General features: G+C 64.0%; 21 protein-coding genes, 1 tRNA gene and 1 pseudogene. 13 read left to right on the top strand and 10 right to left on the bottom strand.

Features of this window, described 5'->3' with window-relative positions:
• Positions 1-101: 101 nt before the first annotated feature.
• From CI805_RS09910 to thiE, 5 genes are all read left to right on the top strand, one after another.
• Positions 102-1,301 (top strand): phosphoglycerate kinase, encoded by a 1,200-nt coding sequence (locus tag CI805_RS09910; RefSeq protein WP_260927938.1) that lies wholly within the window; start codon positions 102-104, stop codon positions 1,299-1,301.
• 29 nt (positions 1,302-1,330) lie between these two features.
• Positions 1,331-2,248 (top strand): acyltransferase family protein, encoded by a 918-nt coding sequence (locus tag CI805_RS09905; protein ID WP_260922821.1) that lies wholly within the window; start codon positions 1,331-1,333, stop codon positions 2,246-2,248.
• Entirely contained in the window at positions 2,212-2,448 is a 237-nt protein-coding gene (locus CI805_RS09900) for a hypothetical protein (protein ID WP_260922812.1), read from the top strand. Before CI805_RS09905 ends, CI805_RS09900 begins: the two co-directional genes overlap by 37 nt.
• Before the next feature lie 83 nt (positions 2,449-2,531).
• Positions 2,532-3,443 (top strand): fructose bisphosphate aldolase, encoded by a 912-nt coding sequence (locus CI805_RS09895; protein WP_260922811.1) that lies wholly within the window; start codon positions 2,532-2,534, stop codon positions 3,441-3,443.
• A gap of 109 nt (positions 3,444-3,552) precedes the next feature.
• Positions 3,553-4,206 (top strand): thiamine phosphate synthase, encoded by a 654-nt coding sequence (gene thiE / locus CI805_RS09890; RefSeq protein ID WP_260922809.1) that lies wholly within the window; start codon positions 3,553-3,555, stop codon positions 4,204-4,206.
• 7 nt (positions 4,207-4,213) lie between these two features.
• Here thiE and CI805_RS09885 read toward each other — a convergent pair whose 3' ends face one another.
• The gene (locus CI805_RS09885; RefSeq protein ID WP_409934885.1) at positions 4,214-4,513 is read right to left on the bottom strand and encodes a helix-turn-helix transcriptional regulator; all 300 of its coding nucleotides are present in this window, start codon (positions 4,511-4,513) and stop codon (positions 4,214-4,216) included.
• Between the two features lie 737 nt (positions 4,514-5,250).
• Between CI805_RS09885 and cysD the strand changes: the two genes are divergently transcribed.
• The 3 genes from cysD to CI805_RS09870 are packed head-to-tail and all read left to right on the top strand — an operon-like array spanning position 5,251 to position 8,833.
• Positions 5,251-6,153, top strand: coding sequence for a sulfate adenylyltransferase subunit CysD (cysD, locus tag CI805_RS09880; RefSeq protein ID WP_260922807.1), 903 nt, complete (start codon positions 5,251-5,253; stop codon positions 6,151-6,153).
• Entirely contained in the window at positions 6,153-8,090 is a 1,938-nt protein-coding gene (gene cysN, locus CI805_RS09875; protein ID WP_260922803.1) for a sulfate adenylyltransferase subunit CysN, read from the top strand. The genes cysD and cysN overlap by 1 nt, the downstream gene beginning before the upstream one ends.
• Positions 8,087-8,833, top strand: a complete 747-nt coding sequence (locus tag CI805_RS09870) for a 3'(2'),5'-bisphosphate nucleotidase CysQ (RefSeq protein WP_260922800.1) — start codon at positions 8,087-8,089, stop codon at positions 8,831-8,833. The genes cysN and CI805_RS09870 overlap by 4 nt, the downstream gene beginning before the upstream one ends.
• Before the next feature lie 10 nt (positions 8,834-8,843).
• Here CI805_RS09870 and CI805_RS09865 read toward each other — a convergent pair whose 3' ends face one another.
• From CI805_RS09865 to CI805_RS09855, 3 genes are read right to left on the bottom strand one after another with little or no spacing between them, the layout of a single operon-like run.
• Positions 8,844-10,310: an efflux transporter outer membrane subunit gene (locus CI805_RS09865; RefSeq protein ID WP_260922798.1), complete on the bottom strand. Its 1,467-nt coding sequence runs from the start codon at positions 10,308-10,310 to the stop codon at positions 8,844-8,846.
• Positions 10,307-13,510 (bottom strand): efflux RND transporter permease subunit, encoded by a 3,204-nt coding sequence (locus tag CI805_RS09860; RefSeq protein WP_260922794.1) that lies wholly within the window; start codon positions 13,508-13,510, stop codon positions 10,307-10,309. Before CI805_RS09860 ends, CI805_RS09865 begins: the two co-directional genes overlap by 4 nt.
• A 9-nt stretch (positions 13,511-13,519) precedes the next feature.
• On the bottom strand, positions 13,520-14,722 hold the full coding sequence (locus CI805_RS09855; RefSeq protein ID WP_409934950.1) for an efflux RND transporter periplasmic adaptor subunit: 1,203 nt from the start codon (positions 14,720-14,722) through the stop codon (positions 13,520-13,522).
• A gap of 435 nt (positions 14,723-15,157) precedes the next feature.
• On the opposite strand from CI805_RS09855, the gene CI805_RS09850 reads away from it, so the two are divergent.
• Both CI805_RS09850 and CI805_RS09845 read left to right on the top strand, forming a co-directional pair.
• A complete protein-coding gene (locus CI805_RS09850) occupies positions 15,158-16,162 on the top strand; it encodes a lactonase family protein (protein WP_260922784.1) in 1,005 nt (334 codons plus the stop codon).
• A 20-nt stretch (positions 16,163-16,182) separates the two neighbouring features.
• Positions 16,183-16,551, top strand: a complete 369-nt coding sequence (locus CI805_RS09845) for a glutathione S-transferase N-terminal domain-containing protein (RefSeq protein ID WP_260922775.1) — start codon at positions 16,183-16,185, stop codon at positions 16,549-16,551.
• A 97-nt stretch (positions 16,552-16,648) separates the two neighbouring features.
• On the opposite strand, the gene CI805_RS09840 is transcribed toward CI805_RS09845, so the two are convergent.
• Positions 16,649-18,892: a TonB-dependent receptor gene (locus tag CI805_RS09840; protein ID WP_260922772.1), complete on the bottom strand. Its 2,244-nt coding sequence runs from the start codon at positions 18,890-18,892 to the stop codon at positions 16,649-16,651.
• A 300-nt stretch (positions 18,893-19,192) separates the two neighbouring features.
• On the opposite strand from CI805_RS09840, the gene CI805_RS09835 reads away from it, so the two are divergent.
• Positions 19,193-19,915 carry a TolB family protein gene (locus tag CI805_RS09835; RefSeq protein ID WP_260922769.1) on the top strand — a complete coding sequence of 241 codons (723 nt, stop codon included), beginning with the start codon at positions 19,193-19,195 and terminating at the stop codon, positions 19,913-19,915.
• 74 nt (positions 19,916-19,989) lie between these two features.
• A complete protein-coding gene (locus tag CI805_RS09830) occupies positions 19,990-20,973 on the top strand; it encodes a TolB family protein (protein WP_260922767.1) in 984 nt (327 codons plus the stop codon).
• Between the two features lie 263 nt (positions 20,974-21,236).
• Here CI805_RS09830 and CI805_RS09825 read toward each other — a convergent pair.
• The 5 genes and pseudogenes from CI805_RS09825 to infA form a co-directional block, all read right to left on the bottom strand.
• Positions 21,237-21,312 (bottom strand) — tRNA-Phe (locus CI805_RS09825).
• Positions 21,313-21,422: 110 nt separating this feature from the next.
• Positions 21,423-21,590, bottom strand: a complete 168-nt coding sequence (yacG, locus tag CI805_RS09820) for a DNA gyrase inhibitor YacG (protein ID WP_260922764.1) — start codon at positions 21,588-21,590, stop codon at positions 21,423-21,425.
• Entirely contained in the window at positions 21,587-22,570 is a 984-nt protein-coding gene (locus CI805_RS09815; protein WP_260922753.1) for a ribonuclease, read from the bottom strand. The genes yacG and CI805_RS09815 overlap by 4 nt, the downstream gene beginning before the upstream one ends.
• Positions 22,563-23,176 (bottom strand): annotated as a pseudogene (locus CI805_RS09810) (Maf family protein). The gene CI805_RS09815 and the pseudogene CI805_RS09810 overlap by 8 nt, the downstream one beginning before the upstream one ends.
• Positions 23,177-23,180: 4 nt before the next feature.
• Positions 23,181-23,426 (bottom strand): translation initiation factor IF-1, encoded by a 246-nt coding sequence (infA, locus tag CI805_RS09805; RefSeq protein ID WP_260922750.1) that lies wholly within the window; start codon positions 23,424-23,426, stop codon positions 23,181-23,183.
• A 217-nt stretch (positions 23,427-23,643) separates the two neighbouring features.
• Between infA and CI805_RS09800 the strand changes: the two genes are divergently transcribed.
• Complete coding sequence (locus tag CI805_RS09800; RefSeq protein WP_260922746.1) at positions 23,644-26,133, top strand: TonB-dependent receptor plug domain-containing protein; 2,490 nt, start codon at positions 23,644-23,646, stop codon at positions 26,131-26,133.
• The last annotated feature ends 62 nt before the right edge of the window (positions 26,134-26,195 follow it).

Raw genomic sequence — 26,195 nt, 5'->3', positions numbered from 1 at the left:
GCAAGGCGGGTTCCCCAATCGGGGCGCCCGCCTTCGGCATCTTTCGACCTTTCGGTCGTAACTCTCTGATTTTCTGCCCTTTCAGATCAAAGGATCGCATGATGAGCACCTTCAAGACCCTTGACGATATCGGTGACGTGAACGGCAAGGTCGCGCTGGTGCGCGTCGACTTCAACGTGCCGATGAAGGACGGGCTCGTCACCGACGACACCCGCATCCGCACCGCGATGCCCACGATCCTGGAACTCGCTGAAAAGGGCGCCAAGGTTCTGATCCTCGCGCACTTCGGCCGCCCCAAGGGTGAGCGCGTGCCCACCATGTCGCTTTCGCTGGTGGTGAACGAAGTTGCCAAGGTGCTCGGCAAGGAAGTGATGTTCGTGCCCGAGATCGCAGGCGACGTGGTCAAGCAGGCCGTCGGCATCCTGCGCGCCGGTGACATCGCGCTGCTGGAGAACACCCGCTTCTGGAAGGGTGAGGAAAAGAACGATCCCGAACTCGCCGCAGCGGTTGCCGCCAACGGCGATCTCTACGTCAACGACGCGTTCTCCGCCGCACACCGCGCGCATGTCAGCACCGAAGGCCTCGCCAAGGTGCTTCCCGCTTACGCCGGACGCTCGATGCAGGCCGAGCTCGAAGCACTGGAAAAGGCGCTGGGCAAGCCCGAGAAGCCGGTCGCAGCCGTGGTTGGCGGCGCCAAGGTCTCGTCCAAGCTCGACGTGCTCAAGCACCTCGTCACGCAGGTTGATCACCTCATCATCGGCGGCGGCATGGCTAACACCTTCCTTGCCGCAAAGGGTGTGAACGTCGGAAAGTCGCTGTGCGAGCATGACCTGACCGGCACTGCTGACGACATCATGGCCAATGCCGATGCCTCGGGCTGCACCGTGCATCTGCCTTACGAGGTCGTCGTCTCGAAGGAATTCGCCGCCAATCCGCCGAGCCTTCGCACCTGCAATGTGCATGAAGTCGCCGAGGACGAGATGATCCTCGACGTCGGTCCGCTCGCGGTCGAGGCGCTGGGCGATGTGCTCAAGACCTGCCGGACGCTGGTGTGGAACGGTCCGCTCGGCGCGTTCGAGACGGTGCCCTTCGATGCCGCAACCGTGGCGCTGGCAAAGACCGCTGCCGCGCTGAGCCATGAAGGCTCGCTGATCTCGGTTGCAGGCGGTGGTGATACCGTGGCTGCGCTGAACCACGCAGGCGTCTCGCAGGACTTCTCGTACATCTCGACCGCTGGCGGCGCCTTCCTCGAATGGATGGAAGGCAAGGAACTGCCGGGCGTGGCTGCGCTCTCGGCCTGATCGTACACTGACGGGCGGGGGCGTCGCGTATGCAGCCGGATGATCCGGGCCGGATTGCGACGCCGCCCGTCGCCGCGTCCATCGCTACCGTAAAGGCAGGCGGGCAGGGGCGTTACGTGACGCTCGATGGCATGCGCGGGATCGCCGCGCTGGCCGTCGCGCTGTTCCATTTCAATATCTCGCAGGCCCCGCACGGCTATGTCGCGGTGGACTTCTTCTTCGCGCTCTCGGGCTTCGTGCTGTGCCGGACGTATGAGCCGCGCTGGAAGGCCGGGCTGGGCGTGATCGAGTTCATGCGCCAGCGGATCGTGCGGCTCTATCCGCTGTTCCTGACCGGCATCGTGGTCACCTCGATCGCGACGATCGCGCAGGGCAACGATCCGCATTCCCTGCGGGTCTTCGCGATCAGCACCGCGCTCAACGCGCTGATGATACCCTCGCCGCTGACGATTACGCTGTTTCCGTTCAACGTTCCCGCATGGTCGCTGTTCTTCGAACTGGTCGCGAATCTGGCGATGATCGTGTTCCTTCTGCGTCTGCCGCGCCTCGCGCTGCTGGCGATGTGTCTGGTGTGCGCCTGGTATCTCGCGCCTGCGGTGATCGCCAATGGCTCGGGCAATCTCGGCGCGGTATGGGCGCAATGGCTGGTCTCGTTGACCCGCACCGCGTTGTCGTTCGGTGCGGGGATGCTGATCGCGCGCCTTCCCGGCGTGTCGCTGCGCAAGGCGGGACTGGGTGGCCTGCTGTGTCTGATCGCCATTACCGCCTGCCTGCTCGCGCAGCCGAGTGACGTGACCGGGCCGTACTACGATCTGCTGTTCACGCTCGTACTTTCGCCGCTGCTGGTCTGGTGCGGCGCACAGGTCGAGCCTCCGCGTGCGCTACAACCCGCCGCGCGGTTTCTGGGGACATGTCCTACGGCCTTTATGCCGTACACTGGGGCCTGATGGGGCTGTTCCGCCATTTCAAGGACGATCTGGGTTACGACCCCGTCCTGATGGCGATCGTGTACCTTGGTGCGGGCATCCTGCTGGCCTGGTGCGCCTCTCGCTGGGTCGATCAACCGGCTCGGGCATGGCTTTCGCGACGCAGGCGATCGAAACTGGCCTCAGAAGGCCCCGCAACAGTCTCGCATCGTCCATCCTGACCCTTTGCCGCAGTTGCGAAATGCAGCATCGGCGGATAAGCCCTCCTGCAGGTTGTGTTACCAACGACCAGGAGGAGAAGGTCATGGATTTCGCCCGGATGAAGGGAATTATCGGCGCAGGAGACGGCTTTATTGCTGCGCTCGATCAGAGCGGCGGTTCCACGCCCAAGGCGCTGAAGGGATACGGGGTCGAAGACGACGCCTGGTCCAGCGAAGAGGAAATGTTCGGTCTGATCCACCAGATGCGCGCCCGCATCATCTCGTCGGATGCCTTTTCGGGGGAAAAGGTCATCGGCGCGATCCTGTTCGAGCGCACGATGGACGGCGAAGTCGATGGCGTTCCGACGCCTGCCGCACTGATCGCCAAGGGCGTGGTGCCGTTCATCAAGATCGACAAGGGTCTTGAGGATGAGGCCGACGGCGTTCAGCTGATGAAGCCGATGCCGACGCTCGACGCGCTGCTGGAACGCTCGAAGGCGCTCGGCGTGTTCGGCACCAAGGAGCGCTCGGTGATCCACTCGGCCAATGCCAAGGGCATTGCCGAGGTCGTCGCCCAGCAGTTCGCAATCGGCAAGCAGGTGCTCTCGCACGGCATGATGCCGATTATCGAGCCCGAAGTGAACATCAAGAGCGAGACCCGCGCCGAGTGCGACGCGATCCTGCGCGACGAGATCCTCAAGCAACTCGATCTGCTTCCCGAGGGCGAAGTCGTCATGCTCAAGCTGTCGCTGCCGGTGGTGCCGGGCACCTTCGACGCGCTGGTCGATCATCCCAAGGTGCTGCGCGTGGTCGCACTCTCGGGCGGCTACGAGCGTCCCGAGGCTTGCGCTGAACTGGCGAAGAACAAGGGCATCATCGCCAGCTTCAGCCGCGCGCTGCTGCAGGACTTGCGCGCGCAGATGAGCCAGGACGAGTTCGATGCGGCGCTGGGCGGCGCGATCGACGAGATCTACACCGGATCGACGCACAAGGTTGCCGCCGCCGCTGCGGCCTGACCCTTTGCGAATCTGATCGAAGAAAAGGGCGGGGCCGCGAGGTCTCGCCCTTTTTGCTTGTGCGCAAGACCGCTTGGCGCAGACGCGCTGTCGGGCTAGAGCACCGCGCATGAGCGAAGACACTGCCGATATCGTCCCGCGCGAACCTGCCGCGCTTTACCTGATCTCGCCCCTCGACGTGACCGGCGATTTTCCGAAGCGCCTCGAACGCGCGCTGTCGGCGGGCGACGTGGCGGCCTTCCAGTTCCGCGTGAAGGATCTCGATCAGCACGAGGCTGCTCGGCTTGCCGAGCCGCTTCAGGCGATCTGCGCAGCGCATGACGTCGCCTTCATCGTCAACGATTCGATCGCGCTGGCCAAGCGCCTGGGTGCGGACGGCGTGCATCTCGGGCAGGAAGACGGCACCGTCGAGGAGGCCCGCAAGGCGCTCGGCAAGGATGCGCAGATCGGCGTGACCTGCAATGCCAGCCGCCATCTGGCGATGGAAGCGGGCGAGAACGGCGCCGACTACGTGGCGTTCGGGGCCTTCTTCCCGACCACCACCAAGGAGGTCAAGCACATGGCCGGGCTGGACGTGCTGGAGTGGTGGCAGTCGCTGTTCGAGATTCCGTGCGTGGCCATCGGTGGCCTCACGCCCGAAAACTGCGGCGATGTTGTAAAGGCCGGGGCCGATTTCATCTGCGCCTCGTGTGCAGTGTGGAACGGCGACGAGGCCGAGGCCGTGATCGCCTTCAATACGGCGATGAAGGCCGCGCTGGCCTGAGCCACGGTCAGGGCAGCATGGCAACGCCGCGCCAGACCTTGGCGCAAAGCGCGGGCTGCCCGGACACGCCGAGCCTTGCGTAGATTCGCTTGGAATAGTTGCGCGCAGTCTCCAGCGTGAGGCCCATCGCAGCGCCCGCCTCGGCGATCGATTGCCCGGCGGCCATCGCGGCGGCCAGTTGGGCTTCGCGTGGCGGGAGACCGTGAAGCACGGCAAGGCGGCGCGCGGCGCGGGCCAGATCGAGCTCGCCTTCCGCTGACAGCAGCAGCGCTGCATCGGGATCGCCCGGCTCCAGCGGCACAAGCAATGTCTCGCCCCTTGCGCATCTTCCAGTGCCGTGGCCTCGGCGCTCTCAATTCGGACGCCGGAGCCCGGCAGGCGCCATGCCCATCCGGTCTGTGCAAGCGCCTTTGCCGTGAGGCGCGTGTTGTGCGCCAATTGCTCGCCCGCAAGTACCTGCGCCGTCGTTGCTGCAACATAAGGCGCGAGGCTGGATAGCAGGGCGCTGTCGCTGGCGGTGCTGTCAGTATCGCGGGCAAGGTAGAGCCAGGCCTGCGTGCTTGCGGTCTCGCCAAGGTGGACGATCCGGGCATCGTGTAGTCCAAGCGTGGCGAAAGTGCGAAAGAACTGCGCGCGTGCGAGCGGCGATATGTCGAGCAGTTCCTCGATGGCGTAGACCCTGTTCGGACGCAGCGCTTCAAGCTTGGCGCGCTCCAGCGCCAGCGGTTGCTTTTCGGGCAGTGAGCGCGCTGCGGGATTTCCTTGCTCGTAGCGGCGAAAAGTCGATGTTTTGACATCGAGCATCGCAACTCCCGCCAGTTGCGCCCGCGTTCTGCGCAAGAGCCTTTCCAGAAATGTCGCGAACGGCGTTTCATCCGCATGCGATTGCATCAGCGGAAGCAACAGATCGGTCTCGTCGTTGCTGGTGAGAGCCATAACCTCCCATATGGGAGGTTTCATGGCCTGTCACCTGTGAAATGACGCTGCCACTCGCGTCGCAGTCCCGGTCATCGGGGAAAGCGGCAGCGCAAAAGGACATGCAGAATGAAAAGCCTGACCCATCTCGAACGGCTCGAAGCCGAGAGTATCCACATCATCCGCGAGGTCGTGGCCGAGGCGGAGAAGCCGGTCATGCTCTATTCGGTGGGCAAGGACAGCGCAGTCATGCTGCATCTGGCGCGCAAGGCGTTCTATCCCTCGCCGCCGCCGTTTCCGCTGCTGCATGTCGATACCACGTGGAAATTCAAGGCGATGTACGAACTTCGCGACAAGATGGCGCGCGAGAGCGGGATGGAACTGCTCGTCTACCAGAACCCCGAGGCCAAGGCGAAGGGCATCAATCCGTTCGACCACGGGGCGCTCCACACCGACATGTGGAAGACCGAAGGCCTGAAGCAGGCCCTCGACAAGTACGGGTTCGATGCCGCGTTCGGCGGGGCCCGCCGCGACGAGGAAAAGAGCCGCGCGAAGGAGCGCATCTTCTCGTTCCGCACCTCCTCGCATGGCTGGGATCCGAAGAACCAGCGTCCGGAGCTGTGGAACCTCTACAATGCCCGCAAGGCGCGCGGCGAATCGATCCGCGTCTTCCCGATCTCCAACTGGACCGAGCTGGATATCTGGCAGTACATCCACCTGAACGACATTCCGATCGTGCCGCTCTACTTCGCCGAGAAGCGCCCGACCGTCGAGCGCGACGGCATGCTGCTGATGGTCGATGACGAGCGCTTCCCGCTCAGGGATGGCGAAGTGCCGGTGGAGCGCTCGATCCGCTTCCGCACGCTCGGCTGCTATCCGCTGACCGGCGCGGTAGAGAGCACGGCAAAGACGCTGCCGGAGGTGATCCAGGAAACCCTGCTCACCACCACCAGCGAGCGGCAAGGGCGCGCGATCGACAAGGATGCAGGCGGTGCCGGCATGGAAGTGAAGAAGCAGCAGGGGTATTTCTGATGGCCGATTTTGACACCACCGAACCCCGCTATGTCGTCGATGCCCTGATCGCCGAGGACATCGACGGTTATCTCAAGCAGCACGAGCACAAGACGATGCTGCGCTTCATCACCTGCGGCAGCGTCGACGATGGCAAATCCACGCTGATCGGGCGGCTGCTCTACGATTCGAAGATGATCTTCGAGGACCAGCTCGATGCGCTGGCCTCGGATTCGAAGAAGGTCGGCACGCAGGGGCAGGAGATCGACTTCGCGCTGCTGGTCGATGGCCTCGCCGCAGAGCGTGAGCAGGGCATCACCATCGATGTCGCCTATCGCTTCTTCAACACCGAGAAGCGCAAGTTCATCGTCGCCGACTGCCCCGGCCACGAGCAGTACACCCGCAACATGGTGACGGGTGCCTCGACGGCGGATCTTGCGGTGATCCTGATCGACGCGCGCAAGGGCGTGCTCGTCCAGACCCGCCGCCACTCGTACCTGTGCCACCTGCTCGGCGTGAAGAATATCGTGCTGGCGGTGAACAAGATGGATCTGGTCGACTACAGCCAGGACGTGTTCGACCGGATCGTTGCCGACTATGGCGAGTTCGCGAAGTCGATCGGCATCGAGAGCTTCACCGCACTGCCGATCTCGGGCTTCAAGGGCGACAACGTGACCACGCTTTCACCTGGGACCCCGTGGTATGCCAAGCCTGCCTATGCGGGCGTCACGCTGATCGAGCATCTCGAAACGGTCGAGGTGCTGTCCTCGCTCGATGCGGAGCGTCCGTTCCGCCTGCCGGTGCAGTGGGTGAACCGCCCGAACCTCGATTTCCGGGGCTTCTCGGGCCTCATTGCGACCGGTTCGGTCAAGCCCGGCGACAAGGTGCGGGTGCTGCCCTCGGGCAAGACCAGCTCGGTCACGCGCATCGTAACCTATGACGGCGACCTGGACGAGGCGAGCGCGGGGCAGTCGGTCACAGTATGCTTTGCCGACGAGATCGACTGCTCGCGCGGATCGGTGATTGCGGTCGCCGACAATCCGCCGCAGACCGCCGACCAGTTCGAGGCAACGTTCGTGTGGATGGCCGACGAGGCCATGGTGCCGGGGCGCGCCTACTGGCTCAAGCTGGGCACACAGACGGTTTCGGCCACGGTTGCCGAGCCCAAGTACGAGGTCAACGTCAACACGATGGACCGTCTGGCGGCCAAGACGCTGGACCTGAATGCCATCGGCGTCGCCGAACTGACCACCGATCGCCAGATCGTGTTCGAGCCTTATGCCCAGAACCGCACGCTCGGCGGGTTCATCCTCATCGACAAGATGACGAACTCAACCGTTGCCGCGGGCATGATCCACTTCTCGCTGCGCCGCTCGCAGAACGTCCACTGGCAGGCCGTCGATATCGAGCGCAGCCAGCATGCGGGCCTCAAGAACCAGAAGCCTGCGGTGCTGTGGTTCACCGGGCTTTCGGGATCGGGCAAGTCGACCATCGCCAACATGGTCGAGAAGAAGCTGCACCGGATGAACCGGCACACCTTCCTGCTTGATGGCGACAATGTGCGCCATGGCCTCAACAAGGATCTGGGCTTCACCGAGGCCGATCGTATCGAGAACATCCGCCGCGTCGGCGAAGTGGCCAAGCTGATGACCGATGCTGGCCTGATCGTCATCACCGCCTTCATCTCGCCGTTCCAGGCGGACCGCGAGATGGTGCGCGCGATGATGCCGGAGGGCGAGTTCATCGAGGTGTTCATCGACACCCCGCTCAAGGTCGCCGAGGCGCGCGACGTGAAGGGGCTCTACAAGAAGGCGCGTGCGGGCGAGTTGAAGAACTTCACCGGCATCGACAGTCCCTACGAAGCGCCTCGCAGCCCCGAGGTGCGGATCGACACCACGCTGATCTCGCCCGAGGAAGCCGCCGACCTGATCGTCGATACGCTGCTGGGGGATGCATGACGCAGCTTTCCGACGGCGACCTCGCCGAACACCTTGCCGCCACGGCCGGGCGTATCCTGATCGAAGTGCGCGAGGCCGGGGTGTTCGAGGGTAAGGCGCTGGGCAAGGCGGGAGACCAGACCGCCAACCAGTTCCTGTGCCATGCCCTGCGCGCGCAGCGGGCAGAGGATGGCCTGCTTTCCGAAGAGGAAAAGGACAGCTTCGAGCGGCTCGATCATACGCGGGTGTGGATCGTCGATCCGGTGGACGGCACCCGCGAATATGGCGAGGCGCGCGCGGATTGGGCGGTGCATATCGGTCTGGCCGAGAACGGCGCGCCGGTGCTGGGCGCGGTGGGTTTGCCTGATGCGGGGCTTGTGCTGCGGTCTGATCGTCCCGGCGAAGTTTCGCCCGCACCCGAAAGGCTGCGCATGGTCGTCAGCCGCACGCGCCCGGCGCCCGAGGCACTGGCCGTGGCCGAAGCTCTGGGTGCCGAGCTGGTGCCGATGGGATCGGCGGGCGCCAAGGCGATGTCGATCGTGCTGGGGCAGGCGGATATCTACCTGCATTCCGGCGGGCAATACGAATGGGACAGTTGCGCCCCCGCCGCGGTAGCGCTGGGCTGGGGTCTTCACGCCTCGCGCATCGACGGCAGTCCGCTGATCTACAACCAGCGCGACACCTATATGCCCGACCTGCTGATCTGCCGGAAGGAACATGCGGACAAGGTTCTGTACCTCGTCCGCACGCTGAAGGCTGGTTAATTCCGCGCGATCAGTTGGCTGGCGGTGGTGCTGTTTCCGCTGGTGCCGTCGACTGATCGCCACCCAGCACACGATAGAGCGTCACACGGTTCGTCGCCGCCGTCAGCGCCATCTGCACTTGCGACTGGCGTGCCGAGTAGAGGCTGCGCTGCGCCACGAGATTTTCGAGATAGCTGTCCACCCCGTGCTCGTAGAGCGCGTTGGTCAGCTTGGCCGTATCCGCAGCGGCATTGGTATAGGCATTCGCCGCGCGCAGCCGCTCGGCAATCGTGCCTTGATCGGCGAGCGCATCCGCCACTTCGCTGAAGGCGGTCTGGATCGCCTTTTCGTAGGTCCCCAACGCCGCATCGCGCTGGGCCTTGGCAACCTGCACGTTGGCAAGTTTGCCGCCCGCGTTGAAGATCGACCAACTGGCATCGCCGCTGCCGGTGGCGGAGAAGGCGCCCTTGTCGAACAGCGAGGACAGCGAAGTGCTGGCAAGGCCAAGCAGTCCGGTGATCGAGATTGAGGGGAACAGTTCCGCTCGCGCGACGCCGATATCGGCATTGGCGGCGCGGAGTTCATACTCGGCCTCGACCACATCGGGGCGGCGCAGCAGGACCCTGGAACTCACGCCTGCGGGCAGCACCGCGAGCGAGGCATTGACCTCGGCAATGCTGGCCGGGAGCAGCGTCGTATCGTAATCGGCACCGACCAGCAGGCGGATGGCATTCTCGTCCTGCGCCAGTGCGGTCGTCTGCGTGGCTATATCGCCGCGTGCGGTTTCGAGCACCTGCTCTGCTTCGCGCAGATCGGTACGCGGGGCCACGCCGCCGGACAGCCGCGCGCTTGTGAGCTTGACCGAACGCTCGGCATTGGCGGCAGTGTCCTGCGCGATGGTCAGCAGGTCCTTGTCGGCGCCATACTGCGCCCAGGCCAGCGCAAGATCGGCAACAAGGCCAAGCCGCACCGTGCGCGCTGCCGCCTCGGTCGCCAGCGCGGTGTCACGCTGCGCGCGGGTGGCGTTGAGGTACTTGCCGAAGAAGTCCAGCTCGAAGGCGGAAACGCCGCCTTGCAGCGAGTAACTGGTGCCCTTGCTGGAAGAGCCGCTCGACGTGCTCGAACTGCTGCCGTTGCGTTCGGTGTGCGATACCGAGCCGGTGACGCCCAGCGCCGGGAACTGGTCGGCGCGCACCACCCGGATCTGGGCGTTGGCCGCCGCGACGTTCGCGGCGGCCACACGCAGATCGCGGTTGTTGGTCAGCGCACTCTCGATCAGCGTTTGCAGGCGCGGATCGCGGAAGATCTCCTTGTAGGAGACCACCGGCAACTGCGCTTCGCTCTGCGCGAGATAGGAATCGCCTGCGGGCCACGATGTCGGCACCGGCGCGGCAGGCTGGACGTATTTGGGGGCCATCGAGCAGGCGCAGAGCGCCAGAGCCGGAAGGCTGAGCGTCACGATGCGCATGGGGCGACGCAGGCTGTTGATAGTCGTCATGCGGATGCCTCAGGGTCTGCCTTAGCGTCGCGGCGCTCCTCGCGCTTGCGGCGCAGGGCGCGCAGGCCATCGCGCGCGCCCATGCGGACGAGCACGAAGAACAGCGGAATGTAGAAGATCGCCAGCAGGGTTGCGCTCAGCATGCCGCCAACGACAGCGGTGCCGATGGCGATGCGGCTGTTCGCGCCTGCACCATGGGCAATGGCGAGCGGCACCACGCCAAAGATGAAGGCGAAGCTGGTCATCAGAATCGGGCGCAGGCGAATGCGGGCCGCTTCCAGCGCAGCGTCGATCACGCGGCGCCCCTGCCGCTCGGCCTGCTCGGCGAACTCGATCATCAGGATCGCGTTCTTCGCGGCGAGCCCCATCGTGGTCAGAAGTCCGATCTGGAGATAGACGTCATTGTCGAGTCCGCGCAGCGTGACTGCCGCCACCGCGCCCAGCAGGCCGAGCGGAATGACCAGAATCACCGCGACCGGGATCGACCAGCTTTCATAGAGCGCGGCAAGGCACAGGAACACGACCAGCAGCGAAAGTCCGTAGAGCAGGGGCGCCTGTCCGGTCGACAGACGCTCCTGATAGGAGGCGCCCGCCCAGGCGACGCTGGTGCCGGGGATCTGCGCAGCGAGTTGCTCCATGATGGTCATCGCCGTGCCCGAGCTGACGCCGGAAGCGGCGCTGCCGGAAAATTCGTAGGACTGAAGGCCGTTGAAGCGCGAGGTGGTCGAGGGCGATGTCGACCAGCCTACGGTGGCGAAGGCCGAGAACGGCGACATCTGGCCGTCCGACCCTCGGACATACCACTGGGCCATATCCTCCGGGCGCGAGCGGTACGGCGCATCGCCCTGCACGTAGACCTTCTTGACGCGGCCCTGATCGATGAAGTCGTTGACGTACGTGCCGCCCCATGCGGTCGCCAGCGTGGCGTTCACGTCCGACTGCGAAAGGCCGTAGGCGCTCAGCGCCTGCGTGTTCGTCTTGACGTTCATCGTCGAGACGTCGGGCAAATCGCTCAGGCGGACCTGCGAGAGTCGATGGTCGGCCGTCGCCATCTCCAGCAGCTTGTCGCGGGCAGCGGCAAAGTCCGTGCGCGACAGTCCACCGCTGTTCTGAAGCTCCATGGTGAAGCCCGCATCCTGCCCGAGACCACGGATGGCTCCCGGCACGGTCGCAAAGACCTGCGCATTGCGCAGCGCCTTGAAGGCACCGGTCGCGCGCTTGACGATGGCATCGGCACTGTTCTTCTCGTCGGTGCGCTGGCTCCAGTCGACAAGGTTGATGAACGAGGAGCCGGTGTTCTGGCCCGCCGCGCCAAGGCCACCGCCCGAGACGGTGAACATGCCGTTGACGAGCTTTTCATCGCGGCCGAGGAAGTATTTCTCGACTTCGCTCTGGACCTCTTCGGTGCGGCTGATCGGCGAGCCTGCGGGAAGGCGCCATTGCACGCGAATGGTGCCCTGATCCTCGTTGGGCAGGAAGCCGGTGGGCAGGGCGTGGAACAGCAGGTAGGTGATGCCGCAAAGCACTGCGAACAGTGCCAGCCACCACCACTTGCGGTCGATCACCTTGCCCACGCCGTTGGCGTAGCTGTGGCTGGTCTTGTCGAACGAGGTGTTGAACCAGGTCTGGAAACGATGCCAGCCGCGCGCAAGGAAAGGCAGCTTGCGTTCGATCAGGTTCGGGCCGCCATGGGCATGACGCGGCTTGAGCAGGGTCGATGTCAGCGCCGGGCTGAGGATCAGCGCAACGAGCACCGACAGCCCCATCGCCGAAATGATCGTCAGCGAGAACTGGCGGTAGATCACGCCCGTCGAGCCCCCGAAGAAGGCCATTGGCAGGAACACGGCGGACAGCACCAGCGCAATGGCGATCAGCGCGATCTGGATCTCCTTCATGGAGATGATCGTCGCCTCGCGGGCACTCATGCCGGGATTTTCCTCCATCAGGCGCTCGACGTTCTCGACCACCACGATCGCATCGTCGACGAGCAGGCCGATGGCGAGCACAAGCCCGAACATCGTCATCGTGTTGATCGAGAAGCCCGCGAGGTAGAAAATCGCGAATGTCCCCAGCAAAACCACCGGCACCGCGATTGCCGGGATCAGCGTGGCGCGCCAGCTCTGGAGGAATACGAACATCACCACGACGACCAGTGCGATGGCCTCGAACAGGGCCTTCACCACTTCGTCGATCGACAGCTTGATGAACGTGGTGCTGTCGCTGGCATAGAGGAACTTCATGCCATCGGGCATGCCGACAGCCATCTTGTCCATCGCGGCCTTCACGCGCTCGGACGTCTGGAGCGCGTCCGCCCCCGGCGACAGCGAAATCGAGATGCCTGCGCCCGGATGGCCGTTGACGTGGCTGATCGTCGAATAGTTTTCCGACCCCATTTCCACCCGGCCGAGATCGGCGATGGTCACGGTCGAGCCGTCGGCCTGGGTCTTGACGACGATGTTGCGGAACTGGTCGACCGTTTGCAGCCGCGATCCCGCCCGCACGATGGCATCAAGGGCCTGATCGCGCGGCGAGGGCAGGCCGCCCACTTCACCGGCGGCGACTTCGGTGTTCTGCGCCTCGATGGCAGAACTGACGTCGCTGGGCATCAGCGACACGGCGGCCAGTTTGGCTGGGTCCAGCCAGATACGCATGGCATGGGGCGAGCCGAACACGTTGACGTCACCCACGCCTTCGATACGCGAAAGCGGGTCCTGAATGTGCGAGGACAGGTAGTCCGACACATCCTGGTTCGAGCGGGTGTCCGTCTCGTCGTAAACGGCGACCAGCAGGAGCTGATCGGGGTTCGACTTGGTGACGGTGACGCCCTGGCTCTGCACCGACTGGGGCAGGCGGCTGACGGCGGTCTGGACCTTGTTCTGGACCTGCACCTGCGCAATGTCGGGATCGGTGCCCTTGGCGAAGACCGCCGTGATCGTGGCCTGACCCTTGTTGCTCGATTGCGAGCTGAAATAGAGCAGGCCATCGATGCCGGTCAGCTGCTGCTCGATGATCTGGGTGACGCTGTTCTCGATGGTCTGCGCCGAGGCGCCCGGATAGGTCGCCTTGATGTTGACCTGCGTGGGCGCAATATCGGGATACTGCTCGTTGGGCAGCGAGACCAGCGCGCCAAGGCCCGCCAGCATGACGATGATCGCAAGCACCCATGCGAAGATGGGGCGGTCGATGAAGATCCGTGACATGCCGGTGCGTCAGCCCTGCTTGCCGGTGCCGGAAGCCGCGCCCTTGTCAGCACCGGCCTTCTTGTCCTGCACCTTCTGCGGTGTCGAGGCCGGAACCGGCTTGATCGCAGCCCCTTGCTTCAGGCCATTGAGGCCCTGAACGATGATCTTGTCCCCGGCCTTCAGGCCGCTGGTGACGACGGCGTTCACACCGGCGGTCCGGTCCGAGTCCACCTTGCGCCGTGCGGCCTTGCCGTCGGCGCCGACCACCATCACGAAAGCGCTGCCATCGAAATCGCGTTGCACGGCGGCCTGCGGGACAAGATAGGCGCCCTTTTCGATCGACTGGTCGAACTCGGCATTCACGAACATGCCCGGCATCAGGAAGCCCGTGGGATTGGGAAACTGTGCGCGCAGTGTCACCGTACCCGTCGCTTCATCGACGATGACTTCGGAGAACTTGACCGTACCGGCCACCGGATAGGTCGAACCGTCCTGCATATGGAGATGTACGACCGTGCTGCCCGGATCGACGCCGCCGCTGCTCAGCTTCTGGCGCAGCGCGAGCAGGTCGGTCGAGGACTGCTTCATGTCGACATACATCGGATCGGTGCGCTCGATCTGGGCAAGCGGATCGGTCTGGGCGCTGCTGACAAGCGCACCTACGGTGTAGAGCGAACGGCCGATTCGCCCGGAGATCGGGGCAGGCACCGTGGTGAAGCGCAGGTTGACCTGCGCGGTGTCGAGCGCGGCCTGCATCTGCGCGACGGTGGCATCGGCCACGCGGGTGGCGGCCAGCGCATCGGTATAGTCCTGCTGGGCGATGGCCTGCATCGCGGCCAGCGGCTTGTACCGGTCGGACTTCGCCCGCGCGGCAGCGGCAGTCGCCCGCGCGCTGGCAAGGTTGGCCTTGGCCTGATTGACGGCAGCGGTGTAGAGGCTCTGGTCGATCACGAACAGCGGTTGCCCGGCGCGGACTGCATCGCCTTCGGTGAACAGGCGCTTCTTGATGAGGCCTGTAACCTGCGGCCGCACGTCCGAGCTTTCGAACGAGACGGTGCGACCGCCCAGAATGACCGGAAGCGGCACGTCGCTCGGCTGTGCAACGATGTACCCGACTTCGGGAGCCCCGCCTTTCTTGGTTTTATCGCTGCTGCCACAGGCTGCCAGAGAAAGTGCAACTGTTGCGATAAGGGCGCCGCGCAGGGCCTGCGCACGTCGAGTGGTCTTCAGGGGGTTGGTCAAGTGATCCGCCGGTCTACTATGCCTTGGCGGCCTGTATCGTTTCAAATTTTTGCTACTGCAAGCGTCGTTTTTTGCAATTGCATCAATTTTGCCGAGCTTGCGAAATCATCTGTCACACGCAGGCCCCATGCCTTCGATAAGTTTCGCGCTCGACTTTATAAGTATGCCGACTGCATCCCTCCGAGTGATGGCGCTCGGATAATGACTTCGCCTAGGTACCGATGACATAAATCGGGAGAATTGAGAGTGGCCATGAAATCAGGGCGCAGAACGCTCGGGGCCGGTCTGGCCGTAGTGCCTTTGATCATATTCCTGTCGGGATGCCAGACTGTCCCGAAAGTTATGGAAGGCGGGAAATCTCAGGACTTGCTTGCCTATGTCGGAACGCAGGGCAGTGTGGCTGCAGGGCAGGGAATTGTCGCGGTGAAGCTTGATCCGCGAACCGGGGCGCTGACCTCGCAAGGCGTTGTCGGCCCCGTCGAGAGGCCGACCTGGGTGCTGGCCGATACCCTGCACCGCCACCTCTTTTCCGTCAGCGAAGTGGGGAACGACGGCAAGGATCATGGCGCGGTGCTATCCTTCGCCTACGATCCGGCGACCGGGGCGCTTCGCCCGTTGGGCCGGGCGGATTCGGGGGGCGGCGGCGCGACCCATCTGGCTCTCGATGGCAAGGGACGAACGGTATACGTCGCCAATTATGGCAGCGGGCAAATTGCCGCGATCCCCATTGATGCGCAGGGCAGGGTGGCAGCGATGCCGTCCGACGTGGAGGCGCACACGGGCTCCGGCCCCAGTCCCCGCCAGAAGAGCGCCCATGCCCACGGCGTGACCGTCGATCCATCGGGCCGCTATCTGCTGTCGCCCGATCTCGGCACCGATCGGATCTATATCTACCGCATTGGTGCGGGCGGCTCGCTCACGCCCGCCAAAACCCCTTGGGCAGCGCTGCCTCCGGGCAGCGGGCCGCGCCATATCGTCTTCGCACCGGATGGCCGCCATGCCTTCCTGATGACCGAGATGGGCGGCACGATCTACGCGTTCAACTGGAACGCCGAAGTCGGGAGCCTCGCACCCGTGGCGAGCACACCGCTCGATGGACCGGAGTTTACGGGCAAGCCCAGTGGTTCGGAGATTGCGCTCTCACGGGATGGACGCTTCCTTTACGCCGGCAATCGCGCCGCGAACCGCGTGCAGGTCTATGCTGTCGGTAAGGACGGACACCTGACCTTCGTGCAGGCCCTCGATTGCGGCGGTCAGGTGCCCTGGGGTTTTGCGCTGAGCCATGATGGCCGCTGGCTGGTGGTCGCCAACCAGATGTCCAATAACCTGTCGGTATTCCGTATCGATGCTGCGAGCGGCAAGCTTGACGCGACCGGCCAGCGGCTCGACATCGCAAGGCCCACCTCGGTCGCGTTCACCGATCGCTGAGACAGGAAATCGAGAGCCAGATGACTGACACTTTCCACGCCGTCCTCTACCTGAAGGCCGCTTGCCCGCATTGCCTGAAGCTGCGGATATTCCTGCTGGAGGCGGGGCTCATGGAGCGGTTCGACATGCGGGTCTTCACGCCCGGCGATGACAACGAAACGGATATGCGCGCCGAACTGGCGCCGTGGTTCGAAAAGGTCACCTTCCCGACCGTCCAGCACACACCGGGAGCCTTCATGAACGAGTCTGATGCGATCATCGCGCTCTATGCGCAAGAGGCGGGCCTTGATCCGGCCAGGCTGCCGACCTTCGTCGATTACACGCAAGGCGTGCTGCCCAAGTACCAGCGCATGCGGCGTGAACTGGTGTCGCTGGGGCAGCCAGTCTGACAGCCCGCCTCAAAGGCGTAATGTAAAAAAGACGCCCGGCGGAAGCGCAGCTTCCGCCGGTTTTTTATTCGCAGTTCTCAGAAATCGAAGCCTGCCGTCACACCATACGTGCGCGGGGCAGCGTAAGTGCCGTTGTCGCCGCTATTGCTGGCGGCGATCTGCGTGAAGTAGAACGCCTTGGTGAGGTTCTTGCCCAGAGGCGAACGAACAGGTGATCGTCGCTGGAGTGCCAGGTCAGCGCGGCATCGACGGTGTTGTAGGCCTTCTGCTTCACGCGCTCGTCGGGCGAGCCCACGAAGCCGGAGTTGTAGTAGTAGTTCCCCGAAAGCGTGAACTTGCCGATCCCGGTATCGAGATCGTAGCTGCCCCCGATGCTGCCGGTGAATGTCGGCGTGTTCTGCAGCTTGTTGCCCGAAGCATCGCCGATGTAGAGGCAATTGCCCCCGGCAATCGCGCCGTATGGCGGGAACGAGCCGTAGCACACGCCGCCCGGAACCGTGAAGCCGCTCGGCAGCGGATAGGGCTGACTGAGCATCGCGTCGGTGAACCTGGTGTAGCGTGCATGGGTGTAGTTCACGCCGCCGAACAACCGCAGCGCATGGGTCACGCGCCAGGTCATATCGGCGTCGACCCCGTAGATATGCGCGCCGTCTGCCTGATAGACCGTCTGCGCACCCGAGATCACCTGCATGACCTGGATGTTCTTCTCGTTATAGTAGTACCCTGCAACGTTGAGCTGGACCGACCGGTTGAACAGATCCGTCTTCAGGCCGACTTCGTAGGCATCGACCGTTTCGGGCTTGAGCAGCACGACGGGATCGTTCTGGGTGATGTAGGTGCCGCCGCGGAAGCCGCGGTTGTAGCTGGCATAGGCCAGAACCTCGGGCGAGAAGCGGTGATCGAGCGACAGGCGCCAGGTCAGCTTGTTGAAGGTGTGCTGCTCCGGATCGATCGTCGTTACCGTGGTGGTGCCGATGTTGCCGTTATAGTCCGTGACCTGCGCGTTCAGTGAACGCTTGTCGCTGGTATAGCGCAGACCCGCCGTCAGGTTGGTGGAAGATCCGAAAGTATAAGTGCCCTCGGCAAAGGCGGCGATCGAGTCCAGTTTGACGGCGTTGTCGTCCTGCGAATAGCCGTTGCCGCCGAAGGTATAGATACCGGTCGTGCGCGAGCCGTCGTTACCCGCCTTGTCGTGCATGTAGAAGCCGCCCAGCACCCACTTGAACGGGCCGCTGCCTTCGGAAACGAGGTTCAGCTCCTGCGTGAACTGCTTGTCGAACTGGTGGTTGTCGACGACGATGTAGTTCGCCGCCGAACCGTCCGGGTCGAAGAAGTAGCTGAACTTGGAATCGCGATAGGCGGTGATCGACTTGAGCGTCGCGAAACCGAGGTTTTGTTCGACCGTCAGGCTGGAGCCCCAGGCGCGCGTGGACATCTTCGGATCGACGTTCGAGATGATGTCGGTATGCGGATCGCCGCCCAGCGAGGTAATCAGCGCGGGTACGTTCTGGCCCAGCGAATTGAGGCCGAAGTTGCGGAAGGCAGGCGCAGCGCCGTCACGTCCGTTGAAATCGCCCGCCAGCGTCACCTTCGTATCCGTGCCCGGCTCCCACAGCAGCTTGGCCCGCCCCCCCCACGATTTCGAGGTGTTGATGTCGTTTCCGGTGGTCAGGTTCTTACCCCAGCCATCCTGCTGGTTGTCGTACTGCCCGGCAAGGCTGATCGCGAGTGTCTTGGTCAGGCCGCCGGAGATATAGGCAGCGGAATGGACGGTATCGTAGTTCGCGTATCCGACCTCGGCCTTGCCGGTCCAGTCGAAGCTCGGGCCCATCGTGGTGATCTGGATGAGGCCGCCGGTGGCGTTGCGACCGAACAGCGTGCCTTGCGGCCCCTTGAGCACCGCCACCTGATCGGTGTCATACATCGACTGCAGAATGCCGAACGAGGCGCCATAATACACGCCATCGACATAGACCGCGACCGGGTTCTCGATGCCGGGCCCTTGCCCCGTCGCGCCGATGCCGCGAATGCGGGGCAGGCCGATACCGCCGGTGCCGGTGGTGATATTGAGCGCAGGCACCGTGGCCTTGAGATCGAGCGTGCTGGAAACGCCGGCATTGCTCAACTGCTGGTTGGTGAGGGCGGTAATCGCGATCGGCACGTTCTGCACGCTTTCGGCGCGCTTCTGAGCCGTCACGATGATTTCCTGGATGCCCTTGTCTTCGGAGGCAGGAGGTGTTGCGTCCTGTGCCGAGGCAATCTGCGGAGCTGCCAGCAAGGCCACGCCTGCCATCAGCATGGCGCGCAGCGAACGGACACGGATTTCGGGTGTGGTTTTCATCGACTTGCTCTCCCCAAGCATCGACCGACATGGGTGACGGTCGTCGTACTGATGCCGGGCATGTCGTTCGGGACTATTTGCCCCGAATGCTGCCTCGGCTTGCCTCACGTTGTAATCGGCGTTTTTCGTAAGGGCGTTATCGGCACTTGGATCGGACCGATAATTTCAGTGATGGCGTCGATGTAATGTTCCGAGGGGCTGCACTATACAGGAAGACAAGGCAGTCAAACGTGCTGCCGGAAGCAAAAAAGTCATTCTGCACAGCAGAAATTCAGTCCGGGATTACGGGGAGAGCGTAATATGAAGCGTAGGGATTTTCTCGCGGCCGTGCCCGCGTCCATGCTGCTCAGCCAGGTCGGGATCGCCAAGCCGGCTCCCACACGCAAGGGCGTGATGATGATGAACCGCATCGCGCCATCGGTTTCCGAACTGCGCGTCTGCGCCGCCGATGGAACGGGTGAACGCAAGGTGCTTGCCGAAGGCGCCTACGATTACAACGCCATGCTGTCCCACGATGGATCGCGCCTCGTCTTCACGTCCGAGCGGCTGGGGGACGGCAACTCCAGCCTGTTCATCGCCAAGGGCGATGGGACGGGCGTCACCGCGCTGCAGGGCGGTCCCAGCGTCGATGATGCCGCCGCGCTCTCGCCCGACGGCAAGTGGCTGGCCTTCGTCTCCACGCGTAACGGCTACAAGGCGAACATCTGGGTGATGAACCTCGCCAGCGGCAAACTGAGGCAGTTGACCGGCATTGGTGAGGTCAAGGGCGAAGCAGACAGCCCGATTGCTACTTCCGCCCTTCTTGGTCCCCGGACGGCCAGTGGATCGCCTTTTCGAGCGATCGGAACACCAGCTGGCGCGGCCACGACGAAGGTCGCGGGTGGGAGCACACGCAGGAACTGGCGATCTACAAAATTCGCCCCGATGGCACCGGCTTTGCCAAGGTCTCCTCGCGCAAGAACTGGTGCCAGGGCTCTCCGGTATGGTCACCGGACGGCAAGCGGATCGCCTTCTATGAACTGACCACAGAATCCACCTGGGGTGCGCGCCGTCCCGAATGGATCGGCCGCGTCGAATCGCAGATCGTCTCGGTCGACGTGGAGACCGGTGCGCGGGTCGAGCATACCAGTGGCGGCTGGCTGAAAGTCTCGCCGCACTGGGTCAGCAACGACGAGATCGGCTATGTCGTCAAGGGCGGACCACTGGAAGGAATCGCCTATACTTCCGGTCGCCCCGGCTTCAAGCGGGAGGGGCTGCGCTCGCCGCGATGGACGGCGGATGGCGCCTCGATCCTGTATGAGGTGCAGGCCTTCCGCCCGGTGCGCCAGCTCGACAAGCCGCTCTACAGCTGGGACGCGCAGTACGACTATCGCTTCATGGACGTGTTCCCGATCCTGTCGCGCCAGGGCATGATGGCCTTTACCGAGAAGCAGACCGGCAATTCCTCGATCGTCACTTGCCGTCCCGATGGCTCGCAGCGCCGCGTGGTGTTCGACAACACCAAGTCCGGCCTCAATCCCGATATGGTCAAGAAGGGGCTCGCAGGCGCATTCCAGCCCTGTTGGTCGCCCGATGGCGAATGGCTGGCCTTCGGGATCGGGACGTGGTTTGCCGAGCGCTCCTATGCCAAGGCGGTCGTCGCGCGTGTCCGCAAGGACGGCAGCGATCTGGAGATCCTGACCGATGGCACGGTCCATTCCGGGTTCCCCAGCTTTTCCGGCGACGGCAAGGAACTGGTGTTCCGCGTCTGGGGCGAGAGCGAGGAGCGCGGCCTGCGCGTGCTGAACCTCGATACGAAACAGCAGCGCGTGCTGACAAAGGATCTCGATAACCTTCCGGGCTGGTCCCCGATGGCCAGCGCATCGTCTTCACCCGCAAGGTGGACGGGCTCTATTTCCAGATCTGCACGATCCGCCCCGATGGTTCGGATCTTCAGCAGCTCACCACCGGCAATGCCAGCGATGCACACGCGGTGTGGTCGCCCGATGGACGGATCATGTGGTCGGGCTCCGCCCACGGTTTCCGCGACGAGGCGGCGCTCTACGACAACACCTTCCAGCAATATGGCCAGATCTACGTGATGGATGCCGATGGCGGCAACAAGCGCCTGCTGACCGACAGCAAGTGGGAGGATTCGATGCCGCTCTACATCGACAAGTCGCTGCTCTGAGCAAACGCGGGCGGCATCAGGGCGCTACAGATCACACGGGCGCGGCATTTCGATGTCGCGCCCGTTTTTGCGTGAGCGCTGGAGCGTCCCCACGAACACAGCGTGCGACAAGCATTGACGAATAGCGTCAGAATTTCAAAACGTTGTGGAAATACCATGCCTTGAAAGGGACGATGGTGCCCGGGGACGGATTCGAACCGCCGACACTGCGATTTTCAATCGCATGCTCTACCAACTGAGCTACCCGGGCATTTCGTCATCAGCAGTCCATAAAAGGAAGCGCTGAGCGGCTGGTGGAGGGGCCTATGAAGAAGGGGTGGCCGGTTGGCAACCCTAAAATTTGCAGGCTTTCAAACTTGTTCAATCATCCTGTGGATAATCTTCGACATTCGCCGGACCGGGCAGGGCGTAGCCGTCTTCCAGCCATTGCAGGAGGTCGCGGTCGCGGCAGCGCTTGGAGCAGAAGGGCGTATGCTCCTGCGAGCGGGGCTTGCCGCAGATCGGGCATTTGCGTTCGGTCGGGCTCATGCCGACAGCGCCTGCGCGAAACCGGCATGGAGTGCAAGTGCGGGATCGTTCTGGCGGCGGATGCGACGCCCGGTGCGCCGTGCCAGTTCCTCGTCCCATTCCGGCAGGCTGGCAGCGTGGACTTGCGGGTGGGCCGTCAGAACCAGCACGCCCGGTTCGGCGACATGCTCGCCCCGGCGCAGCAGTTCGCGCGCGGCACCGGCGACAGGGGCATGGTGCAGGCGGTGGAGCAGAGAGGGACGCTCCAGCCGGGCGACGAGCTGGACGAAGCCGAAGCCGTTGATCGCGGTGTGCTGGTGTGGCCAGTGATCGAGCGCAGCGGCAAGTGCGTCGTCCACGGCCCGGCGCTCCTCCTTGCGCTCGATGGTCGGGAAATCGATGCCGATGGAGCCGCCCAGTTCGAAATGTCCAATCGCGTCGGCAATCGCCGGAACCGCCGCCAGCGCCAGCGCGCCCGGCGGAAGGTGGCCGTCGATGTCGATCAGCGTCATCGCCGGGGTCGGCATGACGAGCACTGCGCCGCCCGGAAACGGGATTTCGCCGGAACGGGCTTCGTCGATCAGGTCGTGCCAGGGATCATCGGGAAAGCGGCGGACCGTGCGGACCGGATGAGAGGTCTCCCGCAGGCGTTCGGCGAGGCCGGGTGCAGGGCGCGGGGCTTGCGTGGTGAAGCGGGCCTGCGGGCGTTTGTGGCGCCCCTGCTCGGCGATGGCTTCACGGGTGACGAGGGCATTGAGCGTGGCGCCGGTGGTGATCTCGCGCGGGAGCGTGTCGATCAGCGCCTCTGTACCGCTTTCAAAGCGGATCAGGCCGCGCGCGGTGCCGCGCTGGCGCTCGATCAGGCGCGCGGGCGCGATCTGCCCAACGGTGAGGTCATCGGCGCCCGAATGCCACAGCGAGCGCGCTTCCAGCATCCGGTCGCCATGCACGAGAATGGCGCGGGTTTCCCCGATGCCGTCCTCGACCAGCCACTCAGGCAATCGGGAAGCCCGCCGCGCGCAGCAGCGCCCGCGTCTCGAACAGAGGCAGGCCGACGACGCCCGAATGGCTGCCGCTGATCGAGGCGATCAGGCCCTCGGCGCTGCCCTGAATGGCGTAGCCGCCTGCCTTGCCGTCCCATTCGCCGCCCGCGATATAGGCGTCGATTTCCTGCGCGCTCAGCGTCTTGAAGCGGACCACGGTTTCGGAAAGGCGTTCGCGCAACGAGCCATCGGGGCCTTGAGCGCGACTGAAGAGAGCACCCTGTGACGTCGGCCGGACAACAGGGCAAGGCACTGGCGCGCGGTGGCCTCGTCCTCGGCCTTGGGCAGGATGCGATGGCCGCAGGCGACGACAGTATCACCCGCCAGAACGTGCATGCCGGGTGCCGTCAGCGCGAGCGCCTTTTCCCGCGCCATACGCCGGGCATAGGCGCGCGGGGCTTCGGCAGGACGCGAGGTCTCGTCGATATCGGCGGCTTCGACAGCATCGGGCGTTATGCCGAGCCGCTCGATCAGCTCGCGGCGTCGCGGGCTGGCGGATGCCAGCAGCAGACGCGCGGGTGCGTGGGACGAAGTGCACTCCGTCCCGGTATTCGCAGCCGTCACCGGATCAGTACGGGCCGGGGCCACCGCGACCGGGCATGAAGCGATAGGTGATGCGACCCTTGGTCAGGTCGTAAGGGGTGAGTTCCACCAGCACCTCGTCACCCACCAGAACGCGAATGCGGTTCTTGCGCATCTTGCCGGCGGTGTGACCGAGGATTTCGTGACCGTTTTCCAGCTCGACGCGGAACATCGCGTTGGGCAGAAGCTCGACCACACGGCCGCGCATTTCGAGAAGTTCTTCTTTCGCCATGGGCGATCAGTTTCCGTAGATTTTGTGCATGTTGGCGCGCCACATAGACGCGACTCCGCAAAATTGAAAGAGTGCCATCTTCGCCGCAGGCAATAAGAATGCGACAAAAGGTTGTGCAGACCGGCTTGCGCTCCCTTCGCAGACGCGGCAAGCCGCGCTCGGGAAGGACATGGCAGGCCCGGCGGGATACCGGGCAAGCTCTTGGCGGAGAAAGCGTTTGCGTCCCAAATACAGGAATTTTACCGTCGGCGCGATTTCCGTGTCGGCACTGGCGCTGTGCCATCCCGCGTTCGCGACAGGTACGGGCGTAGGCACGGGCACCGAGCAGGCCGCGACCCCGGCGGCGGCCCTGAATGACGAGGACAAGCCGATCGACGTGCCGGTGACGGGCAACGAGATCGTCGTCGTCAGCAAGCGCATTCCCGGACAGGTCGTGGCGCCGCAAGCGCCGATCCAGACGTTCGACGAGCAGGACATCGCGGCTTATGGCGCATCGTCCATCGACGAACTGATCGATTCCATCGCGCCGCAGACCGGCAGCGGTCGCGGTCGTGGTGACGGTACGCCGGTGATCCTGCTCAACGGCCAGCGCATCAGCAGCTTCCGCGAGCTTCGCCGCATTCCGCCCGAGGCGATCCGCCGCATGGAAGTGCTGCCCGAGGAAGTCGCCCTGCGCTTCGGCTATCCGCCCGACCAGCGGGTGGTGAACATCATCCTCAAGGATCATTACGCAGCGACGACGGTTTCGGGCGAGATCAACGTGCCCACGCGCGGTGGCTACGAAAACCACGCGTTCGAAGGCGGCATCGTCAAGATCGAGGGACTGCGGCGCTACAATGTCTCGGCCGAGATCAACAACACCTCGATGCTGACCGATGCCGAACGCGGCATCACCGAGGACGCCTCGATCATGCCGACCGTCTCGGGCGATCCCGATCCGGCGAAGTATCGCAGCCTGATCGCGCAGGATCACGTCTTCACGCTGGAAGGCACGATTACACAGGGCCTGGGCGAGAAGGGCTATGGTGGATCGTTGACCGGCAACGTCACCTATTCGCACGAATCCAAGATTTCGCTCTCCGGTCTCGATACCGTGACGCTGGAAGATCCCGATGGGGATACCGCGATCCGCACGCTGCCCGACCCGCTGGAAACCCGCGTAATCACCGACGAGATCCAGGTCGGCCTGGGCTTCAACAAGTCGCTCGGTCCATGGCAACTGAGCGTCACATCGGACAACGGCTATACCACCGCCGACACCTGGACCGACAACAAGCGCGACACCTCTTCGCTGGTCGATGCGGCGGCGGCGGGCACACTGTCGATCGACGGTGCGCTTCCGGATGTCCCCGGCAGCGGCGTCAACCACGCGCTCAACCGCACCTTCACCTCGACCAACGTCGCGACGATCAACGGTTCGCCGTTCGAGATGCCCGCAGGCGAAGCCTCGCTGACAGCCAAGGCGGGATACGCTTTCAACAACAGCCAGAGCGAGGCGTCGAACAGCCTTGTGGGCAATACCACGCTCAATCGCGGCGACGTGTCCGGCAGCGTCAACCTCGCGCTGCCACTGACCAGCCGCAGCGCCGACGTGCTGGGCGCAATAGGCGACATCTCGCTGAACCTGTCGGGCGGGATCGACCAGCTTTCCGATTTCGGCACGCTCACCAACTGGAACGCGGGCGTCACCTGGTCGCCGACCGATACGCTGACGCTGGGCGCCAGCTACATCGTCGCCGATGCAGCGCCGACGCTGACCCAGCTCGGTGCGCCCGAGACGATCACCTACAACGTCGCCACCTACGACTATACCAATTCGCGCACGGCGCTGGTGACGGTGATCAGCGGCGGCAATCCCGACCTTCGCAAGGAGCGCCAGCGCGACTGGAAGTTCTCGGCCAACTGGAAGCTGCCGTTCCTCGACCGCTCGAACCTGCTGGTGGAATATTTCCGCAACCGTTCGACCAACGTCAGCGAGACGTTCCCGACGCTGACCACCGCCGTCGAAGGCGCGTTCCCCGATCGCGTGACGCGCGATGCCGAGGGTAATCTGCTGACCATCGACGAGCGCCCGGTGACGTTCGACGAGGTAAAAAGCTCGAACCTGCGCTGGGGCTTCAACCTTTCGGGCAATGTCGGGAAGAAGCAGGAAGACCAGAAGGGCGGCAGCAATGGAGGCCGACGTGGCCCCGGTGGCGGTGGCTTCGGCCCGCCTCCCAAGGGCAGCGGTCGCTGGAACCTGTCGATCTATCATACCTGGCGGTTCAACGACACGATCAAGATCGCCGATGGCGTGCCGGTTCTGGACCAGCTGAACGGCGGCGCGATCACCTCGGGCGGCGTAGCGCGGCACGAGATCACGGGTGAGGGCGGCGTCTTCATGAACGGCGTCGGCTTCCGCCTGAAGGGCACCTGGACTGCGCCGACGACCGTCGACGGCAGCGGCGCGCCGGACAGCACCGATCTGCGCTTCGGCAGCACGTTCATCACCCAGCTGCGCCTGTTCATGGACCTTGGTCAGCAGGAAAAGCTCGTGAAGAAGCTGCCGTTCTTCAAGGATGCGCGCCTCTCGTTCGTGGTCGAGAACCTGTTCGATTCGCGCCAGAAGGTGACGAACTCGGCCGGTGAGACGCCACTCGCCTACCAGCGCGCCTATATGGAGCCGCAGGGCCGGGTGGTCGGGCTGGAACTCCGCAAGATGTTTTAAAGAAGCCTGCGGATGGAACATCGCCGGGGCTACTCAAGTCCGGCGATGTTCCCTATCTGGAC

The organism is Novosphingobium sp. 9 (genome assembly GCF_025340265.1).
GTDB lineage: Bacteria > Pseudomonadota > Alphaproteobacteria > Sphingomonadales > Sphingomonadaceae > Novosphingobium.
This window is presented reverse-complemented; position numbering and strand designations above follow the sequence as displayed.